We start from the raw sequence: 18,664 nt of genomic DNA on the forward strand, positions 1-18,664 counted from the left end.
TAGCATGACCGGGTGACCTCCTCGAATCTGACGAGGGGGGCGGCGACGTGGGCGCTCCTCTCCCTCGCCGTCGGCAGCTTCGGCATCGGCATGACCGAGTTCGTCGTCATGGGCCTGCTGCCGAACATCGCCCAGGACCTCCTGCCCGCGCAGTGGGCGTCGAACCCCGCGGATGCCGTCGCCCAGGCCGGCTGGCTCATCACCCTGTACGCGCTGGGCGTCGTCGTCGGCGCCCCCACCATCGCGGGAAGCGTCGCGAAGTATCCGCGCCACCGCGTCATGATCGGCCTCGCCCTCGCGCTCGCGGCGTTCAACGCGCTCACCTTTCTGCTTCCGACGTTCGAGCTGGTCGCGGCATCCCGTTTCCTCGCCGGCCTGCCGCACGGTGCCTTCTTCGGCATCGGCGCGCTCGTCGCCGCCGATGTGCTCGGCCCCGGCAACCGCGCCAAGGGGGTCGCGTTCGTGCTCACCGGCCTGACCGTGGCGAACGTGGTCGGTGTCCCGCTCGGAACCTTCCTCGGGCAGCAGGTCGGCTGGCGCGCGGCGTTCATGGTGGTCGCCGGGATCTTCGCCCTCGCCACGCTGCTCATCGCCCTCTTCGTGCCCGCGCACGCGGGCGAGCCGGGCCGCACGCTCCGCCAGGAGCTGAAGGTGTTCCGCATCGGGCAGGTCTGGCTGGCGCTCGGCGTCGGGGCGATCGGCTTCGGCGGATTCTTCGCGGTGTACAGCTATGTCGCCTCGGTCGTCACCGAGGGCACTGGCTCGCCCGAGTGGGTCGTGCCGATCATCCTCGTGGTGATGGGCCTCGGCATGACGATCGGCAACCTCGTCGGCGGGCACCTCGCCGACGTCGACCTCAAGCGCACGCTCATCGGGAGCCTGATCGCGCTGACGGTCGTGCTCGCCCTGTTCGCTCTGACCGCGCAGTGGATCTGGGCCGTGGGTCTGTTCGCCTTTGCCACGGGCTTCGTCTCTTCGGCATTGAGCCCGGCCATCCAGTCCCGCCTGCTGGAAGTCGCCGGCGACAACCAGTCGATCGCGGCCGCGCTCAACCACTCCGCGCTGAACATCGGCAACAGCGTCGGCGCGTTCCTCGGCGGCGTGGTCATCGCCGCCGGCTGGGGATACGTTGCACCCGCGTGGGTCGGCGTGCTGCTGGCGCTCGGCGGCCTCGCCCTCGCCGCGTTCAGCCTGGCACTCGAGCGACGGCGGGCCCCCGTCTCGGCCTGATCCGGGGCGCGAGTCCCGGGTGCGCGTCGCCGCGGCGTACCCAACTCAGGAGATCCGGACTGTGTCGGCCTACAGATCCCCGGAATTCCGCGGGCGCGGCGGCGCAGGCGGCGAGTTCATCCTGAGTTGGGTACGCCGGGGGTCGTGCCGATCGGCGGCCTAGAGTGGATCGCGTGTCGGAGCAGACCCCCGCAGACCGCGCCTTGCGTGCCGTCGCCGATTCGATCGAGCGGTCGCGGGCCCGCACGCCGCGCGACGCGGTCGATCCCGACATCCCGGTCGCCGCGACGGTGGTGCTCCTGCGCGATGCGCCCGACGGCGCCGAGGTGCTGCTCATCGAGCGCCCCGACCGCGGCTCGTTCGCCGGTGCCTGGGTGTTTCCGGGCGGAAAGCTCGAACCGGCCGACCTCGCCGACGTCGAGGAGATGTCGGCCCGCCGTGCGGGCGTGCGCGAGACCGTCGAAGAGACGGGGCTGGTGCTGGATGCCGCGGACCTCGTGACGCTGTCGTGCTGGGACCCGCCGCCCGGCATCGCCCTTCGGATCCGCACGTGGTTCTTCGTCGCGGCGGCGCCCGCCGGGGACCTCCGCCTGCACCCGGCGGAGGCCGTCGCGGCGGAGTGGGCGCGTCCCGCCGACCTGCTCGAGCGGCACGGGCGCGGCGAGCTGACGCTCTACCCGCCCACATGGGTCACCCTGCACGGGCTGTCGGCCCATCCGGACGCCGCCTCGGCACTGGGGGCCGCGCGGCTGGCGGGTGTCGAGCGCTTCGAGACCGTCGCCCGGAGAGGCGCCGAGGGGCCGATCCTGATGTGGCACGGCGATGCCGAGTACGAGGCGGATGCCGCGTCCGACGGGTCCGGTGCCCGTCACCGCCTCGAGATCGGCGCGCTCCCGTGGCGGTACACCCAGGCGGGGTGACGCCGCCCCGCTGCGCCGGGCCGCCTGCTACCTTGTGCGTGTGCGGCCGATCGGGGGGTTCCGCCGTGAGTGGCTGAAGACGGGCCTCGTCGCAGCAGTCCTCGCGGTACTGCTGCTCGCGCTCATGCCCGCACCTTCGAGCGCCGTGCCGATCGTGCCCTTCGCGGCTCGGTTCTCGACGGACGACAACGGCACCATCGCGATCTTCGGCAACAACCTGCTCACCTGCCCGCCGACGGATGCCCGATGCGCGGGCGCGCAGGCCGGCACGACGGCGCTCAACAACAACAGCTTCGCGATGCGGCACCTCGACGCCGACGCGGATCCGTCGACCTTCAACTCGTCCAGTGCGCAGGTCACCGCCCCGCCTTCGGGCGAAGTCCTGTGGGCGGGACTCTACTGGGGCGCGCGGCTCAGCCGCGCCGCCGGAGGCGTCGCCGGCGCCGGCGACCGCAAGGCGATGCTGCTGCGCGTGCCCGGTGCGCCGGGCTACGCCTCGGTGACGTCGCAGGCGGGATTCGGGCCGACGGCGGGCGATCAGGCCTATCAGGAGTTCGCCGAGGTCACCTCGCTGGTGCGCGCGGCAGGACCGGGCGCCTACTGGGGCGCGAACGTCGTCGCCGGCACCGGCGAGGACCGGTACGCCGGATGGTCGCTCGTGGTGGTCTACCGAGCGCCGGGCCTGCCGCTGCGCAGCCTGACGGTGTTCGACGGCTTCGCCGACGTGGGCCGCGACGAACCGCAGCAGATCGACCTGTCCGGATTCCGCACGCCCGTGACCGGCCCCGTCGAGACGCAGTTGGGGATGGTCGCCTACGAGGGCGACTTCTCCACGTCCGGCGACTCCGCCAGGCTCAACAGCACACTGCTGTCGACCACGCCCCTGTCGCGGGGCAGCAACTTCTTCAACGGCACGAACGACGACAACGGCGCGAGCGTCTCCGCGCGCTCGCCGGCGCACCTCAACATGCTGGGATTCGACATCAAGAATCTGGCGGCGAGCGGCATCCCGAACAGCGCCACTTCGGCCACGGTCTCCCTGGAGAGCACGGGGGACCGGTACTTCCCGGGTGTCGTCACGACGGCGATCCGCCTGTTCGCACCCGATTTCACCACGAGCACGAAGACGGTGGCGAACCTCGCCGGGCGCACCCCCGCGCTGCCCGGCGACGAGCTCGAGTACACGCTGACGTATCCGAACACCGGTCAGGATCCTGCGACGGGCGCGGTCGTGACCGACACGCTGCCGGAGGGGACGACGTTCCTGTCGGCGGACTCGAGCACGGGCTCCTGCACCGGATCCGGCCGTGATGTGACGTGCGCCGCGGGGACCATCGGCGTCGGGGCGACGTGGTCGGCGCGCATCCGCGTGCAGGTCGAGGCGGATGCCGGGGGCACCACTCTCCGCAACGCCGCGGTCCTCGACTACACGGCCGCGACGCTCGCCCGCGCCCTGCAGTACGTCGTCGCGCCCGCGGTCATCGACGTCGCCGCGCTCGCCGACCTGTCGATCGCCAAGACGATGTCTCCCGATCCCGCGTTCGCGGGCGGGCGGGTGACCTCGAGGCTCACCGTCTCGAACGACGGACCGAACGCGGCGACCGGAGTCGTCGTGACGGACCAGCTCCCGGCGGGAACGACCTTCGTCTCGGCGACCGCCGGCCAGGGATCGTGCGCGCCGGCCGCGGGCGTCGTCACGTGCGAGCTGGGATCCGTTCCCGACGGGGCGGCCGTCGACGTGACGATCGTCGTCGACGTCCCGCCGGAGTCGGGCGCGGCATCCGTCGTCAATGTCGCGGGGGTGTCATCGTCGACCTCGGATCCCGACCCGGGCGACAACACGGCCGGAGCGTCGGTCACGCTCGCGCGCGAGGCGGACCTCTCGGTCACGAAGACGGCGTCGCCTGCGAGCGTCACCCCGGGCGGGTCCACGACCTACACCGTGACCGTCACGAACGACGGCCCGTCGAACGCCGTCGACGTGCTCGTCACCGACACCGTGGACGACCCCGGGCTCGTGGTCACCGACGCGACCGCGCCGGGATCCACCTGCTCGATCACCGGCGCCGTCGCCCAGTGCACCACGCCGGTGCTCGCCCCGGGCGCGTCGGTCGTCATGACGGTCGTGGCCCGTCTCTCGCCGGATGCCGCGACCGGCGTCGTGATCGGCAACACCGCGACGGTCGCCTCGAGCACCCCCGACGCCGACGCCGAAGACAACACCGCGACCGCGTCGATCACCGCGACGAGCCCGCAGGCGGACATCCGCACGACGAAGGCCGGTACAGGGGCCACGGCGGGCGGACAGGCGACCTACTCGATCGTGGTCACGAACGCGGGGCCGTCGACGGCCGAGGCGGTGACGCTCTCGGATCCGCTGCCCGCGGGCTTCACGATCGCGTCGGTCACCACGAGCCGCGGCACGTGCACGCCCGGCACGACGGTGACGTGCGACCTCGGGACGCTGCCGGGTCCGGATGCCGCGGGCACTGTGTCGTCGGCGACGATCACCGTGGTCGCCGATGTGGCGCCCGACACGCAGCCGGGGCCCGTGGTCAACACCGCGACCGCCGCGGCGTCGACCGATGACCCGGAGCCCGGCAACGACGCGGGGACCGTGACGACCCAGATCGCCGCCGTCGCCGACGTCTCGGTCACGAAGACCTTCGAGCCGGCGCAGCCGGCCGCCGGGGACGACGTGACCTTCACGGTCGTCGTCGCAAACGCCGGCCCGTCGACGGCGACCGACGTCGTCCTCACCGATGTGCTTCCGCCCGGGCTCACGCTGCTGTCGGTGACGGCGGACGACGCGATCGCATGCACGGGAACGTCGACCATCACATGCGCCGCCGACGCGATCGGCCCCGGCGAGGCGGTCACGGTCGAGGTCCTGATGAACATCCCGAGCGGCTTCGACCTCGACGCGGGTGCCGAGAACACGGCGACCGCCGTGAGCGCGACACCCGATCCGGTGTCCGGCAACGACACGGCGACCGCCTTCGTGACGGCGCGGGCCATCTCGGATCTCGCGGTCCTGAAGTGGGACACGACAGGGTTCCCGACGCCAGACGAGCCACCGCGCGCGTTCGCTGCGGGGGAGACCGTGACGTACTACCTCGCAGCGCTCAACTTCGGGCCGTCGGATGCCGCGTCCGCCCGCGTCGTCGACACGCTTCCGCCGGGCGTGACGTTCGTCTCGTCCGTACCGGAGTGCGTGTTCACTCCCCCCGACCAGGTGGTGTGCGACCTGCCCACCGTTCCCGACCAGTTCGCGGCGATCTTCCCCGTGGTGGTGCGCGTCGACGCCGACCTTCCCGAGGGCGGGCTGCTCACGAACGTCGCGACGATCGAGCTCACCGATCCGGAGCGCGTCGATCCCGTGTCGTCGAACAACTTCGCCGCACGCTCGAACCCGGTGACGACCCGGGCCGATCTGAACGTCGCCAAGCGCACGTACTCGCTCGATCTCCCGAGTTTCGCATTCGTCGAGCCGTCCGCGGCGCCGGCGGGCGCGCCGACGGGCTACTTCATCGAGGTGCGCAACGACGGACCGTCCGTCGCGCGCGACGTGACGCTGGTGGACTCGTCGACGATGACCGACTTCTTCCTCAACCAGGTGCGCCTGATCCGAGGCGACGGGTCGGTGACCGATCTCACCGCGGCGTGCTCGTTCTCGGGAGGCGACCTCCAGTGTCCGCTCGGCGACCTGCCGGCGTTCGCGGCGGGCGATGCCTCGTGGACGATCCAGGTCGACGGTGTCACGCTCTCGAATGCACCTGCCGGCGAGTACACGAACACGGCGACGCTCACGTCCGCCACCTCCGATGCCGACCAGGGCGACAACACCGCGCAGGCGCCCATCACCGTCACCGACCCGGTGGCGACCCTGACGATCGAGAAGGCGCTCATGGGCGGCAGCGACGTGAACGGGGACGGGGACGTCGACATCGTCCCCGGCACGGGCTTCAGCTATCAGCTCACCGTTGCGAACGTCCTCGACCTGAACCGCGAGGGTGCCTCCGACGCGCCCGGCACGGTGGTGACGGACACGCTCCCCGCGGGGTTCACGGCGACGTCCGCGACGTCGACCCAGGGGTCGTGCGAGATCACGCCGCCGAGCACCGTGACGTGCGCGCTGGGCACCGTGCTCGGCCCCGGCCGCGTCCCCGAGCCCCCGCCGGTCACGATCACGATCTCGGGCGATGTCTCCCCGTCGGTCGCGGGCGTCGCGACGGTGACGAACGCGGCATCCGTCATCTCGTCCATCTCCGCGACGGCGACGGCCGAGGCGACCCACGACGTGGTGGCGGTCGCCGACCTGTCGCTCGTGAAGATCCCGGACTCGTCGGAGATCGTCGCGGGCTCGCTCGCGGGGTTCAGCCTGGTGGTCACCAACGCAGGCCCGTCGGATGCGGTCGCGACAGAGGTGGGCGACCTGTTCCCGCCCGAGATCGTGTTCGACGCCGCCTCGTCCGATCCGTCGTGCGCCATCGCGGTCGATCCCGGCACGGGCGCCGAGTTCGTCTCGTGCGCGATCGGCACGCTGGCGGCGGGGGAGAGCCGCACGGTGCGCGTGTCCGGCCGCGTGGCCGCCGACCAGCCGCCCGTCGACGTCGTCAATAGGGCGGCGGCCAGTTCGCCGGTCACCGGGGAATACGACTTCGGCAACAACCTCAGCGAGGTGCCGCTGACGATCGTGCAGAACGCCGACCTCTCGGTCACGAAGGTCGCCGACACCCTCAGCCAGGCGGTCGGCGAAGACGTGGTCTACACCCTCACGGCGACCAACAACGGACCGTCCACGGCCTCCGACGTCGTGCTCGAAGACCGCCTCCCCGCGGGCGTCGACCTCGTCGAGGCCACCGGTGAGGGCCTCGCGTGCGCTTCGTCCGACGACGGCGTCCGCTGCATCGGCGGCGCGCTCGCGGTGGGGGAGAGCGTGTCCGCCACGGTCGTCGTGACGCTGCCCGTGGGCATGGACCCCGGCCCGGTGGTGAACACGGCCGTCGTCTCGTCCGAGGCGACACATGACGCGGTACCCGGCAACAACGGGACGACCGTGACGGTGGATGCGTTCATCCAATCGGATCTCGCGATCGAGAAGTCCCTCGTGACCGACGATCCCGTCGCGGGCGAGCCGCTCGTCTTCGCGCTCGACGTGAACAACGCCGGTCCGCAGCTCGCGCCGAGAGTCGTCGTGAGCGACACGCTCCCCGCCGGCATGACCTTCGTCTCGGGCGTGGTGCCGGGCGGCGGTTCGTGCACGGTCACCGCGCCGGAGGGCGCCGAGGTCGTGTCGTGCGAGGCGGGCGCGCTCGACGTCGGCTCCGGCATCCGCATCCTTCTGACCGTCGCGACCGACCCCGCGCTGCGCTCCGTCGTCAACGGCGCGCTGGTGGGCTCGGCCGCGCAGGACGAGGCGAGCGCCGACAACTACGACGAGGTAACCGCCCTGCTGGCTGCACCCGTCGATCCGGGGCCGGACCCGGGGCCCGGCGGTCCCGGCGCGGCCCCTCCCGGCGGCGGGCTTCCGGCCACCGGCGGCTCGTGGCCGGTGCTCGCGGCGCTGTGGGGCGCGGTGCTCGCCGTCACCGGCGCGCTCCTCTACGTCGGCCGCGGCCTCGTGGACCGTCGGCGCCGAACGACGGGATGCGGAATCTAGGACTCGAGGAGTCGGCGCACGTGCGCGCCGACGAGATGCGTCTCGATGAGGAAGCCGTCGTGGCCGAAGTCGCTCGCGAGAACGACGGCCCCGTCGCCGTCGAGAGTCCCGCCGATGCCGCGGGCGATGCGATGCTGCCCTTCGATCGGGAACAGCCGGTCGGTGTCGATGCCGAGCACGAGCGCCCGCGCCGTCACCCGGGCGAGGGCATCGTCGATGCCGCCGCGGTCGCGTCCGACGTCGTGGGAGTTCATCGCCTCGACGAGGGTGATGTAGCTGTTCGCGTCGAACCGGCGGGTGAACTTGTTGCCGTGGAAGTCGAGGTACGACTCGACGGCGAACCGCCCGCCGTGGCCGAGGGGACTCACGCCGGACTGCCACGACCGCTGGAACCTCTGGTTCAGCTCCGTGGGGGAGCGGTAGTTCAGCAGCGCCATCCGCCGGGCGAGCGCGAGGCCGCGCGTCGGTCCGTCGCCGTCGGCGGCGTCGTAGTACTCGCCCGACTGGAAACGCGGGTCGATGCGGATCGCCTCGATCTGCACGGAGTTGAGCGCGATCTGATCGGCCGTGTTGATCGGAGGGGCGGACAGGATGCCGACCCGCTCGACGCGGTCGGGGAGCCCGACCGCCCACTCGAGTGCGTGCATGCCCCCCATCGATCCGCCCACGACGGCGGCCCACACGTCGATGCCGAGGGCGTCGGCGAGCCGCACCTGCGCCGCGACCTGATCGCGGATCGTCAGGTACGGGAACCGCGAAGCCCACTCGTACCCGTCGGGCGCGATGCTGGCCGGACCGGTGGAGCCCTGGCATCCGCCGAGCATGTTCGGCGCGACGACGAACCAGCGATCGGTGTCGATCGGCGCGCCGGGACCCACGATGTCATCCCACCATCCGCTGGTCGGATGCCCCGGCCCGGCCGGTCCGCGCACGTGGCTGTCTCCGGTGAGCGCGTGGAGGACGAGCACCGCGTTGTCGCGGGCGATGTTGAGCTCGCCCCACGTCTCGAACGCCAGTCGGTACGCCGGCAGCTCGCTCCCGCCCTCGGTGCGGAACGATCCGAACGCCGCGAACTGCCGCTCGCCGACGGGGTCGCCGTCGCGCCACGCGCCGGTCGCGGGCGGGCGGCCGAGGAGCAGGCGGGCGTCCGCCTCCGTCACCGGTGCCGAGGGCACGGTGTCTTCGGAGGTCTGCCAGTCCATTCGCCCATTCTCGCCGGTGGGCGGGAGGGCGGACCGACTGTTACGCGGCGAGAATGCCCGAGACGTCAGGCGCGGAAGGGCGCCGTCTCGTAGGTCGCGCCGTGCTGGCCGGCGAGGGCGATCGGGCGGGCATCCCAGGTCTGCACGAAGCGGTGGTCGGTCGCGGTCCCCGCAGGGACCCGCGCGTCGATCTCGGGCAGCGTGCCGAGCGTCTCGTTCGACAGCCACACGACGCGGCGTCCGATCCGGTCGCCGAGCCCGGCCATGAGGTCGGCGAACTCCCGGCGCCCCTCGGCGTCGAGATAAAGCAGGACCGCGCTGTGGAACACGACGACGGTGGCGTCCGCAGGGGCGGCGGACGCGGCATCCGTCACCCTCTCACGCAGGTCGCCGCGCTCGATCACGGGCGGATCCGCCGCTGCGATCGCCGCCGCTGCCCGCAGCCGGGCGACCCGGGCGTCGTGGTCGGGGCCGGGCCACACGAGCGTGGCGAGCCAGTCGACGGCGTCGGGGTCGCCGGCGTCGATGGGGTCGAGATCGATCCCGCGGCGCGAGACGACGTCGGGGTAGCGAGCGGGGACGGATGCCTGGTCATCAACGCGGCACGACAGCACGACCTCGCTCGGTCCGGCCGGAGGATCGACGCGACGGATCCCGGAAGGCGTGGCGTAGTCGACGCTGTACCGGTCGGGGAAGAGGCAGAGGCCGGCGGCAGCCCCGACCTCGAGGAGGGCGAGCGGGCCGTCGATGCGGGACAGCGGGGGCAACCACGTCGCGCAGCGATTGGCCTCGTTCGTCTGGACGGTGCGGGCGGCTCCCGTCGCGACGATGCGGTCCCAGTGCTCCAGCAGCCACGGCCGCACCTCGTGGTACGGGCTGAGCGGTGCGCCCTCCCAGCGTGCGGCGGCGAACACGAGGTTCGCCTGCCGCTTCGCGTGCGGGAGCGCGGTGAGGCGGGCGAGCACCTCCGGGTCGCGCGCGATGCCCAGCGCCCAGTCCTCGTAGAGCGGCGAGGTGCAGTGCGCCCAGCGCCGCGCGAAGTCGTCGTAGTACGCGGCGATCTGCTCCTGCTGATCCGTGCCCATGCGGTCACCCTACGAGGTCATCCGGCCGGTGTCGTGGGGCCGGTCTAGCATGCGTGGCATGGACGTCATCGAGTACCTACTGAGCGGCGACCCGGCGATCCGGTGGCAGGTGATGCGCGATCTCACCGACGCGCCGCCCGAAGAGGTCGCGGCCGAGCGGGCGAAGGTCGCCACCGAGGGCTGGGGCGCCCGCATGCTCTCCGAGCAGGCCGACGACGGGTTGTGGGACGGCGGCACCTACCGCCCCGGCTGGGTCGACGAATCGAGGCCGTTCTTCGACGCGTGGACGGCGACGCACTTCTCGCTGCAGTCGCTCGCCGAGTTCGGGCTCGATCCCACCTCGCCCGAGGCGCAGCGCGCCGTGGGCCTCGTGCGCGACAACGCGCGGTGGGAGTACAACGGCGAGCTCTACTTCCAGGGCGAGGCGGAGCCGTGCATCAACGGCATCGCGCTCGCTTCAGGTGCGTATTTCGGGCAGGATGCCGCCCCCATCGTCGAGACGCTCCTCGCGACGCAGCACGCCGACGGCGGGTGGAACTGCTGGGAAGAGGATGCCGCCACCCCCGGCTCGTTCCACTCCACGATCTGCGCGATCGAGGGGCTGTGGGCGTGGGAGCAGGCGACGGGCGGCACCGACGCCGGGCGCGAGGCCCGTCGGCGCGGTGAGGAGTACCTGCTCGAGAGGCAGCTCTTCCGACGCAAGACCGATGGATCGATCGTCGACCCCCGGTTCACGATGACGTCGGTTCCCGGCCGGTGGTTCTACGACGTTCTCCGTGCCCTCGACTACCTCCGGCTGGCCCGGCCCGAACGAGACCCGCGTTGCGCCGAGGCGGTCGAGCTGATCCGCGCCAAGCGCCTCGACAACGGGCTGTTCCCGTTCGAGAACCACCACGAGGGTCCGATGCTGTTCGCCCTCGACGGCGAGCACGACGGCTTCCCGAGCCGATGGGTGAGCCTGCGCGCCCTGCGCGTGCTGCGCTGGTGGGACGAGGGCTGACGCCCCACGCCGTGCCGCAGAGACAGCGGATGCCGCGACCCGAGGGGCCGCGGCATCCGCTGTACGAAACGGCGGTCAGGCGCGAGCGGCCTCCGACACGCGACGAGCGGCGGCGAGAGCCTGCTCGAGGTCGGCCTTGAGGTCTTCGATGTTCTCGAGACCCAGCGACAGGCGCACGAGGCCGGGCGTGACGCCCGTCGTGAGCTGCTGCTCGGGCGTGAGCTGCGAGTGCGTGGTCGACGCCGGGTGGATGACGAGCGAGCGCACGTCTCCGATGTTGGCGAGGTGGCTGAAGAGCGTGAGCGAGTTGACGAACTCGCGCCCGGCCTCGACACCGCCCTTGAGCTCGAACGACAGCACCGCGCCGACGCCCTTGGGGGCGTACTTGTTCGCGGCGGCGTACCAGGGCGACGTCGGCAGGCCCGAGTAGTTGACCGAGGCGACATCCGCCTGGTTCTCGAGCCACTCGGCGATCTCCTGGGCGTTCTGCACGTGTCGCTCGATGCGCAGCGACAGCGTCTCGATGCCCTGGATGAGCAGCCACGCGCTCTGCGGCGCGATGGCGGCGCCGAGGTCGCGCAGCAGCTGAACGCGCGCCTTGATGATGTAGGCCAGTCCGTCGCCGACAGCCGCGGTGTACGAGGCGCCGTGGTACGAGGGGTCGGGCACCGTGAGGCCGGGGAACTTGTCGACGTTCTCGGACCATTTGAAGGTTCCGCCGTCGACGATCACGCCGCCGATGACCGTGCCGTGGCCGCCGAGGAACTTCGTCGCCGAGTGGATGACGATGTCGGCGCCGTGCTCGAACGGCTTGATGAGGTACGGCGTCGCGATCGTGTTGTCGACGATCAGCGGGATGCCGTTGTCGTGTGCGACGTCGGCGACCGTGCGGATGTCGAGCACGTTGATCTTCGGGTTGCCGATCGTCTCGGCGAAGAAGAGCTTCGTGTTCGGGCGCACCGCGGCACGCCACTCCTCGGGGTCGTCCTGGTTCTCGACGAACGTCGTCTCGATGCCGAGCTTGGCCAGCGTGTACTTGAAGAGGTTGTACGTGCCGCCGTAGATCGAGCTCGACGACACGATGTGGTCGCCCGCCTCGGCGATGTTCAGCACCGCGAACGTCTCGGCGGCCTGGCCGCTGGCGACGAGGAGGGCACCGGTGCCCCCTTCGAGCGCAGCCAGGCGCTCCTCGACGACGGCCTGCGTCGGGTTCTGGATGCGCGTGTAGATGTTGCCGAACTCGGCGAGCGCAAACAGGTTCGCGGCGTGCTCGGCGTTGTCGAACACGTACGACGTGGTCTGGTAGATCGGGGTCGCACGAGCCTTCGTCACCGGATCGGGCTGGGCGCCGGAGTGGATCTGCTTGGTCTCGAAGCGCCAGTTCTCGGGTGCGGACATGGTGTGCTCCTGCGGGTTCGGGTGGTGGAGGCGGGATGCTCCGACCGGTTCGACAGTACGGAACCGGCCCTGCTGTCAACAACGAACCGGAAATGTGACGTAACCTCACCCGTCCGCGCCGGGGGCGCCGCGTGGGTAGCGTGGAGGCATGACGATCAGACGTGCAGTGGTGACCGGGGCGAGCTCGGGAATCGGGGCGGCGACCGCGCGGGCGCTGCGGACCCGCGGGTGGGAGGTCGTGGCCGTGGCCCGCCGCGCCGACCGGCTGGCGGAGCTCGAAGCGGCGACCGGTGCCGTGGCGTTCGCGGCCGATCTGACCTCCGACACCGACGTGGCGGCGATCGCCGCATTCCTCGAAGACCTCGGCCCGGTGCACTCGCTCGTGCACGTGGCCGGCGGCGCGCGCGGCGCCGATCGCGTCGAGGACGGCAGGGTCGCCGACTGGCAGTGGATGTTCGACGTGAACGTGCTCTCGGCGCAGCGCCTCGTGGCGGCGCTCCTCCCACAGCTGCGGCGCGCGGCCGCACAGGACGGGCACGCCGACGCGCTGTTCGTCACCTCGACTGCGGCGCAGACGGCGTATGCCGGCGGCTCGGGGTACAACGCCGCGAAGGCGGGCGAGGCGATGATCGCCCACGCGCTGCGCCTCGAACTCAACGGCGAGCCCATCCGCGTGATCGAGATCGCACCGGGCATGGTCTACACGGAGGAGTTCACCGCGAATCGGCTCGGAGGCGACACCGCCGCTGCGGAGCGCGTGTACGACGGGGTGCAGGCTCCGCTCACCGCCGAGGATGTCGCCGACGTGATCGCGTACGCGCTCGATGCTCCCGCACACGTCAACCTCGACCTCGTGACCATGCGCCCCGTGGCCCAGTCCGCGCAGCACCTGCTCGCGCGAGGACCGCTCCGTGCCCGCACCGAGGAGGCGCCGCACGCATGAACCCGACGTCGATCACGTACCCCTCGGGCGCTGTGACCTCCACGGGGACGGTGGTGCACGTCACCGAGGCCGGCGATGGCCGCACGGCGGTCGTGCTGGATGCGACCGCCTTCCACCCGGTCGACACCGCGTGGCCGGATCAGCCCGCCGACCGTGGCACGCTGCGTGCGGGCGGTCGCGTGTTCGAGGTCGTGGACGCCGTCGTGGGGGCGTCGGACGGCGGCGAGCTCCTCCTCGGGCCCGACGTGCCCGTGCGCACCGGCACCGAGGGCTGGACCTTCGTCGTCGCGCACCTGATCGAGGGCGAGGCTCCGCTTGTGGGAGCGGATGCCGCGGTCGACGTCGACGCGGACCACCGCGCCGCGCTCTCGGCGGGGCACACCGCCTGCCACCTGGCCTCGCTCGCCCTCGATACCGCTCTCGCCGATGCGTGGCGCAAGGAGGTGCCGGCGGACGCGCTCGGCGCCCCGGCGTTCGATGCGCTCGCGATCTCGGAGTCCCGCATCCTCCCGGATGCCTCGCGCGACGTGTACCGGATCGGCAAGTCGCTGCGCCGGAAGGGGTTCGATCCGGCCGCGCTCGATGACCTCCCCGGTCTCGCCGCGCGGGTGAACGCCCGCCTCGCGGAGTGGGTCGCTGCGGGTGGAGCCGTGCACATCGAGGTGGAGGGCCCCGCGCTCGCCGACCGCCGCACCTGGGTGTGCGAGCTGCCGGGCGCACAGGCCCGCATCCCGTGCGGCGGAACGCACCTCGCGTCGCTCGCCGAGCTCGAGACGGTATCGGTGGCGTTCGCGCTCACTCCCGTCGAGGGCGGCATCGAGCTGGTGATGACGACGACCGCGACCCGTCGCTGACGGGCCGGGCGCGGCATCCGCTACTCGGCGGCCTCTTCGGGGAGGGTGTCGGCGAACGCGACCTTCGGGACGAAGAACAGCAGGACCGCGGCGAGGAATCCGCCGGCCGCGCAGATCGACCAGACGGCCATGTAGCCGCCGAGCGACGCGGCCGTCTCGCTCGCGACGATGCCCGCGCCTGCGGCGAGCACCACACCGAAGACGGCGGAGGCGAACGTGCCGCCGATCGTCTTCGTCGTGTTGGTGAGCGCCGAGGCGATGCCCGTCTGTCCGTGGGGCGCCGCGGCGGCCGCTGCCGCGGGCAGGGCGCCGACGAGCGCGCCGGAGCCGAGCCCGGCGATGCTGAGGTTGAGCAGCACCTGCCACAGCTCGACGTGGAACGGCAGGAACAGGGCGTAGCCGACGCCGACGAGCGCAGACGCGACGATCAGGATCGCGCGCGGGTTGGCGCGGCGGGAGGTCACCGCGAAGAGGATCGCGCCGACGATCAGCGACACGAGATAGATGCCGATCACATACGAGCGCTGCTCGGCGTCGAGGCCGAGACCGTAGCCGAGTGAGGAGTCGGTGCCCGCGTACGTCGAGAGCGGACCCTGCGCACCGAGCAGGCTGATGCCGACGAGGAACGCCGTCGCCTGGACCGGCCACATCTCGGGTCGGCGGAGCACGCGCATGTCGATCGCGGGGTCGGGCTGACGCAGCTCGAAGAAGACGAAGACGACGAACGCGACGATCCCGAGCGCGAGCAGCAGCCACACCAGCGCGAAGCCCGCGCCGTTGAGGCGAAGGAACGTGAGCGAACTGGTGACCAGCAGCAGACCGAACGCCAGGATGACGAAGCCCCACGTGTCCAGTCGCCGCCCGCGCACCGGCTCGGACTCCGGCACCCCCAGCCAGATCACGAGGCACACCAGGGTCACCGCGATCGCCGGGACCATGAGCGTCAACGTCAGGTCCTGCGTCGCGGTGAAGATGCGGCCCGCGGCGAGGGCGCCGATGATCGCTCCGGCCTGGAGCCCCACGACGAGGAGTCCGGCCGCACGCCGGGTCATCGACACACCGCGGTTCTGACGACGGCCGCGCTCGAAGATCAGCGCGATCTCGAGCGGCAGCCACACGACGTAGAAGCCCTGGAGCGCCCACGCGATCAGGAAGCTCCAGAAATCGCCGGCGAACGCCAGCCACCAGCTCGCGCCCGCGGTGAGGATCGCGGCGATCAGCAGGATGCGCTTGTGGCCGTACATGTCGCCGAGCTTCGCGAGCACCGGCACGACCAGCGCCGAGAGCAGCAGCTGCGCCGCCTCGAACCAGTTCACGTCGGAATCGTGGATGCCCAGCTGGTCGACGATGTCGCTGAACAGCGGCACGTAGTAGCCCTGCAGGATGCCGCTGGTCACCTCCACCAGGACGAACCAGCCGATGAGTCCGGCGGTGATGCCGAGGGCGGAACCGCGCAGGCGGTCGACGGCGGAGGGAGTCACGTGGCAGACACTACCGGGCGGCCTAGGGTGGGTGCGTGCGCGAAACGAGGGATCCGGTGCGAGGCGGAGCGGCCGCATGGCGATGACGCTGGCCGAGCTGGCAGACGCCGGACTCGTCGATCCCGAGTGGGCCGCCGCGCTCACCCCGGTCGCACCCGACATCGCGGACCTCGGCGAGCGGCTGCGCGCCGAGGTCGCCGCCGGACGCTCCTACCTTCCCGCGGGCGACCGCGTGCTCCGGGCGTTCCAGCGACCGCTGTCGGGGGTGCGGGTTCTCATCGTCGGACAGGATCCGTACCCGACGCCGGGGCATCCGATCGGCCTCTCGTTCGCCGTCGACCCCCAGGTGCGTCCGCTGCCGCGCAGCCTCTCGAACATCTACCAGGAGCTCGAGGCCGATCTCGGTGTGCCGCGCGCCGAGCACGGCGACCTCTCGGCGTGGAGCGACCAGGGCGTCATGCTGCTCAACCGCGTGCTCACCGTCGCGCCCGGGCAGCCCGCCTCCCACCGCGGCTGGGGGTGGGAGCGCGTCACCGAGCACGCGATCCGCACCCTCGCGGATCGTGGCGGTCCGCTCGTCGCGATCCTGTGGGGGAAGGATGCCGCGAACCTGCGTCCGCTGCTCGGGTCGACGCCGATCATCGAGTCCGCGCATCCGTCGCCGCTGTCAGCCCGCCGAGGATTCTTCGGCTCCCGGCCGTTCTCCCGGACGAACACCCTGCTCGAGGAGCAGGGCGCCGCGCCCGTGGACTGGGCGCTGCCGGCCCGAGCGTAGGCTGGCGGCATGCTCGAGGAGGAATACGATCGCGACCGCCGGCGGCTGCCGCAGCACCTGCGTCGCCTTCCTGAACCGGAGCGGCCGTTCACGTTCGAGATCCGGCCCGTCGCCGAGGGCGACATCCCCGACATCCGGGAGATCTACAACTACTACGTGACCAACTCCGTCGTGACGTTCGACGAGAAGAAGTGGTCGCTGGCGCAGTGGCGGGAGAAGCGCGAGTTCCTCCGCAAGCTCGACCTGCCGTTCCTCGTCGCGGAGTCGCCCAGCGGGCAGATCCTCGGATACGCGCTCGTGCAGCCCATGTCCAGCAAGTCGGCGTACCGCTTCTCGGTCGAGAACTCGATCTACCTGGGTCAGGCGGCCACCGGGAAGGGACTGGGCAAGGCGCTGCTGATCGCCCTCATCGCCGCGTGCGAGCAGATCGGCATCCGCCAGATGGTGGCGGTGATCAGCGACAAGGGCGCCGAGGGCTCGGTCGCCCTGCACGAGAAGCTGGGCTTCGTCGAGGTCGGCCGCATGGGTCGCGTCGGGTTCAAGTTCGGCCGATGGCTCGGCACGATCTACATGCAGAAGGAGCTCAAGCCGGTGAAGAAGCAGAAGCGGAGCTTGTTCTCCCGCTGACCGGCGTCACGCGTTCGCGGAGCGGCTCCAGTCCCGCACGGCATCGATGAGGTCGCGCCAGGCGCCGACGACCTCGTGGTCGGGCAGCTCCGCCTCGCGTTCGACCTGCTCGCCGCAGCGGGCGCGGATCCACCACGTGAACCGGTCGGCGCCGGGTCCGTCGCTCGCGTCGGCGCGGACCGCAGCAGCCACGTCCGCCGGGGCATCCCAGGGGCACTGCGTGATGAGAGCGATCCAGTCGGATGCCTCGGCATCGCCGGGTTCGGCGAGCCAGCGTTTGGTGAGCCCGGCGAAGCCGCCGGTGCGCGTCACAGCGACCTCGACGGGCGCGTTGGCGGCGTCGGGCGCGCTGGGCGCGTCGGGCCGCGACGGCTCAGCCTCGCTGCTCTGCGGCTCGCTCATCGTCGATCACGCCGACGCCGACCCATCCGGACCGCACGGCGGACACCTCCTCCGACTCCTCACCGTACTCCGACGCTGCGGCCGCCAGGGTGGCGCGGGCGAAGGCGGTGAAGTCGGCCGAGGACGACAGCGTGCCGGTCGTGATCGTGCGGTACCAGATCAGCCCGGCGCGCTCCCACGCCTTGCCGCCGAGCGCGGTCGCGATCAGGTAGAACGCGTGATTCGGGATGCCGGAATTGATGTGCACGCCGCCGTTGTCGTCGCGGGTCTCGACGTAGTCGCGCATGTGCGCCGGCTGGGGATCGCGGCCGAGGACGTCGTCGTCGTAGGCCGTGCCGGGGGCGGCGAGCGAGCGCAGCGCGTCGCCCTGGACCGCGTCGGTGAAGATGCCCTCGCCGATGAGCCACGACGCCTGGTCGGCGGTCTGCCCGAGTGCGTGCTGCTCGGCCAGCGCGCCGAACACATCGGCGATCGACTCGTTCAGCGCACCGGACTGACCGCGGTAGACCAGGCCTCCCTCGTCTTCGATCACCCCGTGGGCCAACTCGTGCGCGATGACGGTGAGCGAGTTCGTGAAGCCCGTGAAGACCTCGCCGTCGCCGTCGCCGAACACCATGCGCTCGCCGTTCCAGAACGCGTTGTCGTAGTCCTGGCCGTAGTGGACGGTGGCCAGAAGCGCACCGCCGGCGCCGTCGAGGCTGTTGCGGCCCCACGCGTCCCACAGGAAGTCGAACGTCGCCCCCAGCCCGTCGAAGGCCTCGTCGGCGGCGGCATCGCCCGTCGCGGGATCGTCTTCGCCGCGCACTCTCACTCCGGGCAGCACCTCGCGCTCCTGCGCGTCCGAGATCTCGCGGTCGGGAGCGGGCGTCGTCTCGGCGACGAGCGTGCCGTCATCCTCGATCGACAGCCGCAGGCGCGAGCGGACCGGACGGTAGTGCCGTGGCGCGGCGAGCGTCGACCGGGCGGCCTCGGCGGCGCGTGCCCACGTGGGCTCCTGCACGGCGGCGATGCGGGCGAGCAGGTACGGGGGGACGATCGCGTGGGCCATGCTCCGAGGCTAGCCCCGGCCTCCGACGAGGCGGACT

At 71.7% G+C, this 18,664-nt stretch carries 14 protein-coding genes; 8 read left to right on the plus strand and 6 right to left on the minus strand.

Annotated features, from left to right (window positions below; translation table 11 throughout):
* The first annotated feature begins 12 nt into the window (after window positions 1–12).
* The 3 genes from OL358_RS10690 to OL358_RS10700 all read left to right on the plus strand — a co-directional run bounded on the left by OL358_RS10690 (window position 13) and on the right by OL358_RS10700 (window position 7,812).
* Window positions 13–1,230 (plus strand): MFS transporter, encoded by a 1,218-nt coding sequence (locus OL358_RS10690; RefSeq protein WP_264709953.1) that lies wholly within the window; start codon window positions 13–15, stop codon window positions 1,228–1,230.
* Window positions 1,231–1,403: 173 nt separating this feature from the next.
* Window positions 1,404–2,150, plus strand: a complete 747-nt coding sequence (locus tag OL358_RS10695) for an NUDIX hydrolase (protein WP_264709954.1) — start codon at window positions 1,404–1,406, stop codon at window positions 2,148–2,150.
* Between the two features lie 40 nt (window positions 2,151–2,190).
* Window positions 2,191–7,812, plus strand: a complete 5,622-nt coding sequence (locus OL358_RS10700; protein WP_264709955.1) for a DUF11 domain-containing protein — start codon at window positions 2,191–2,193, stop codon at window positions 7,810–7,812.
* Here the strand turns inward: OL358_RS10700 and metX are convergent.
* Together metX and OL358_RS10710 are read right to left on the minus strand one after the other, a co-directional pair.
* Entirely contained in the window at window positions 7,809–9,014 is a 1,206-nt protein-coding gene (metX, locus tag OL358_RS10705) for a homoserine O-acetyltransferase MetX (RefSeq protein ID WP_264709956.1), read from the minus strand. The genes OL358_RS10700 and metX overlap by 4 nt on opposite strands.
* Before the next feature lie 65 nt (window positions 9,015–9,079).
* The gene (locus OL358_RS10710) at window positions 9,080–10,099 is read right to left on the minus strand and encodes a DUF2332 domain-containing protein (RefSeq protein WP_264709957.1); all 1,020 of its coding nucleotides are present in this window, start codon (window positions 10,097–10,099) and stop codon (window positions 9,080–9,082) included.
* 58 nt (window positions 10,100–10,157) lie between these two features.
* Between OL358_RS10710 and OL358_RS10715 the strand changes: the two genes are divergently transcribed.
* Entirely contained in the window at window positions 10,158–11,099 is a 942-nt protein-coding gene (locus OL358_RS10715) for a hypothetical protein (protein WP_264709958.1), read from the plus strand.
* Window positions 11,100–11,174: 75 nt separating this feature from the next.
* Here the strand turns inward: OL358_RS10715 and OL358_RS10720 are convergent, their stop codons facing one another.
* Window positions 11,175–12,497, minus strand: a complete 1,323-nt coding sequence (locus OL358_RS10720; protein ID WP_264709959.1) for a bifunctional o-acetylhomoserine/o-acetylserine sulfhydrylase — start codon at window positions 12,495–12,497, stop codon at window positions 11,175–11,177.
* Window positions 12,498–12,645: 148 nt separating this feature from the next.
* Between OL358_RS10720 and OL358_RS10725 the strand changes: the two genes are divergently transcribed.
* Together OL358_RS10725 and OL358_RS10730 are read left to right on the plus strand one after the other, a co-directional pair.
* On the plus strand, window positions 12,646–13,440 hold the full coding sequence (locus tag OL358_RS10725; RefSeq protein WP_264709960.1) for an SDR family oxidoreductase: 795 nt from the start codon (window positions 12,646–12,648) through the stop codon (window positions 13,438–13,440).
* Window positions 13,437–14,294 (plus strand): metal-dependent hydrolase, encoded by an 858-nt coding sequence (locus OL358_RS10730; protein ID WP_264709961.1) that lies wholly within the window; start codon window positions 13,437–13,439, stop codon window positions 14,292–14,294. Before OL358_RS10725 ends, OL358_RS10730 begins: the two co-directional genes overlap by 4 nt.
* A 20-nt stretch (window positions 14,295–14,314) precedes the next feature.
* On the opposite strand, the gene OL358_RS10735 is transcribed toward OL358_RS10730, so the two are convergent.
* Window positions 14,315–15,775 carry an MFS transporter gene (locus tag OL358_RS10735; protein ID WP_264709962.1) on the minus strand — a complete coding sequence of 487 codons (1,461 nt, stop codon included), beginning with the start codon at window positions 15,773–15,775 and terminating at the stop codon, window positions 14,315–14,317.
* Between the two features lie 76 nt (window positions 15,776–15,851).
* On the opposite strand from OL358_RS10735, the gene OL358_RS10740 reads away from it, so the two are divergent.
* Both OL358_RS10740 and OL358_RS10745 read left to right on the plus strand, forming a co-directional pair.
* Window positions 15,852–16,550: a uracil-DNA glycosylase gene (locus OL358_RS10740; protein ID WP_264709963.1), complete on the plus strand. Its 699-nt coding sequence runs from the start codon at window positions 15,852–15,854 to the stop codon at window positions 16,548–16,550.
* Window positions 16,551–16,559: 9 nt separating this feature from the next.
* Window positions 16,560–17,177, plus strand: a complete 618-nt coding sequence (locus tag OL358_RS10745; RefSeq protein ID WP_264709964.1) for a GNAT family N-acetyltransferase — start codon at window positions 16,560–16,562, stop codon at window positions 17,175–17,177.
* A 6-nt stretch (window positions 17,178–17,183) separates the two neighbouring features.
* Here OL358_RS10745 and OL358_RS10750 read toward each other — a convergent pair whose 3' ends face one another.
* Complete coding sequence (locus OL358_RS10750) at window positions 17,184–17,579, minus strand: protealysin inhibitor emfourin (RefSeq protein WP_264709965.1); 396 nt, start codon at window positions 17,577–17,579, stop codon at window positions 17,184–17,186.
* On the minus strand, window positions 17,551–18,627 hold the full coding sequence (locus OL358_RS10755; protein ID WP_264709966.1) for a M4 family metallopeptidase: 1,077 nt from the start codon (window positions 18,625–18,627) through the stop codon (window positions 17,551–17,553). The genes OL358_RS10750 and OL358_RS10755 overlap by 29 nt, the downstream gene beginning before the upstream one ends.
* Window positions 18,628–18,664 lie beyond the last annotated feature (37 nt).

Source organism: Microbacterium sp. SSM24, assembly GCF_025989145.1.
Taxonomy (GTDB): Bacteria; Actinomycetota; Actinomycetes; order Actinomycetales; family Microbacteriaceae; genus Microbacterium.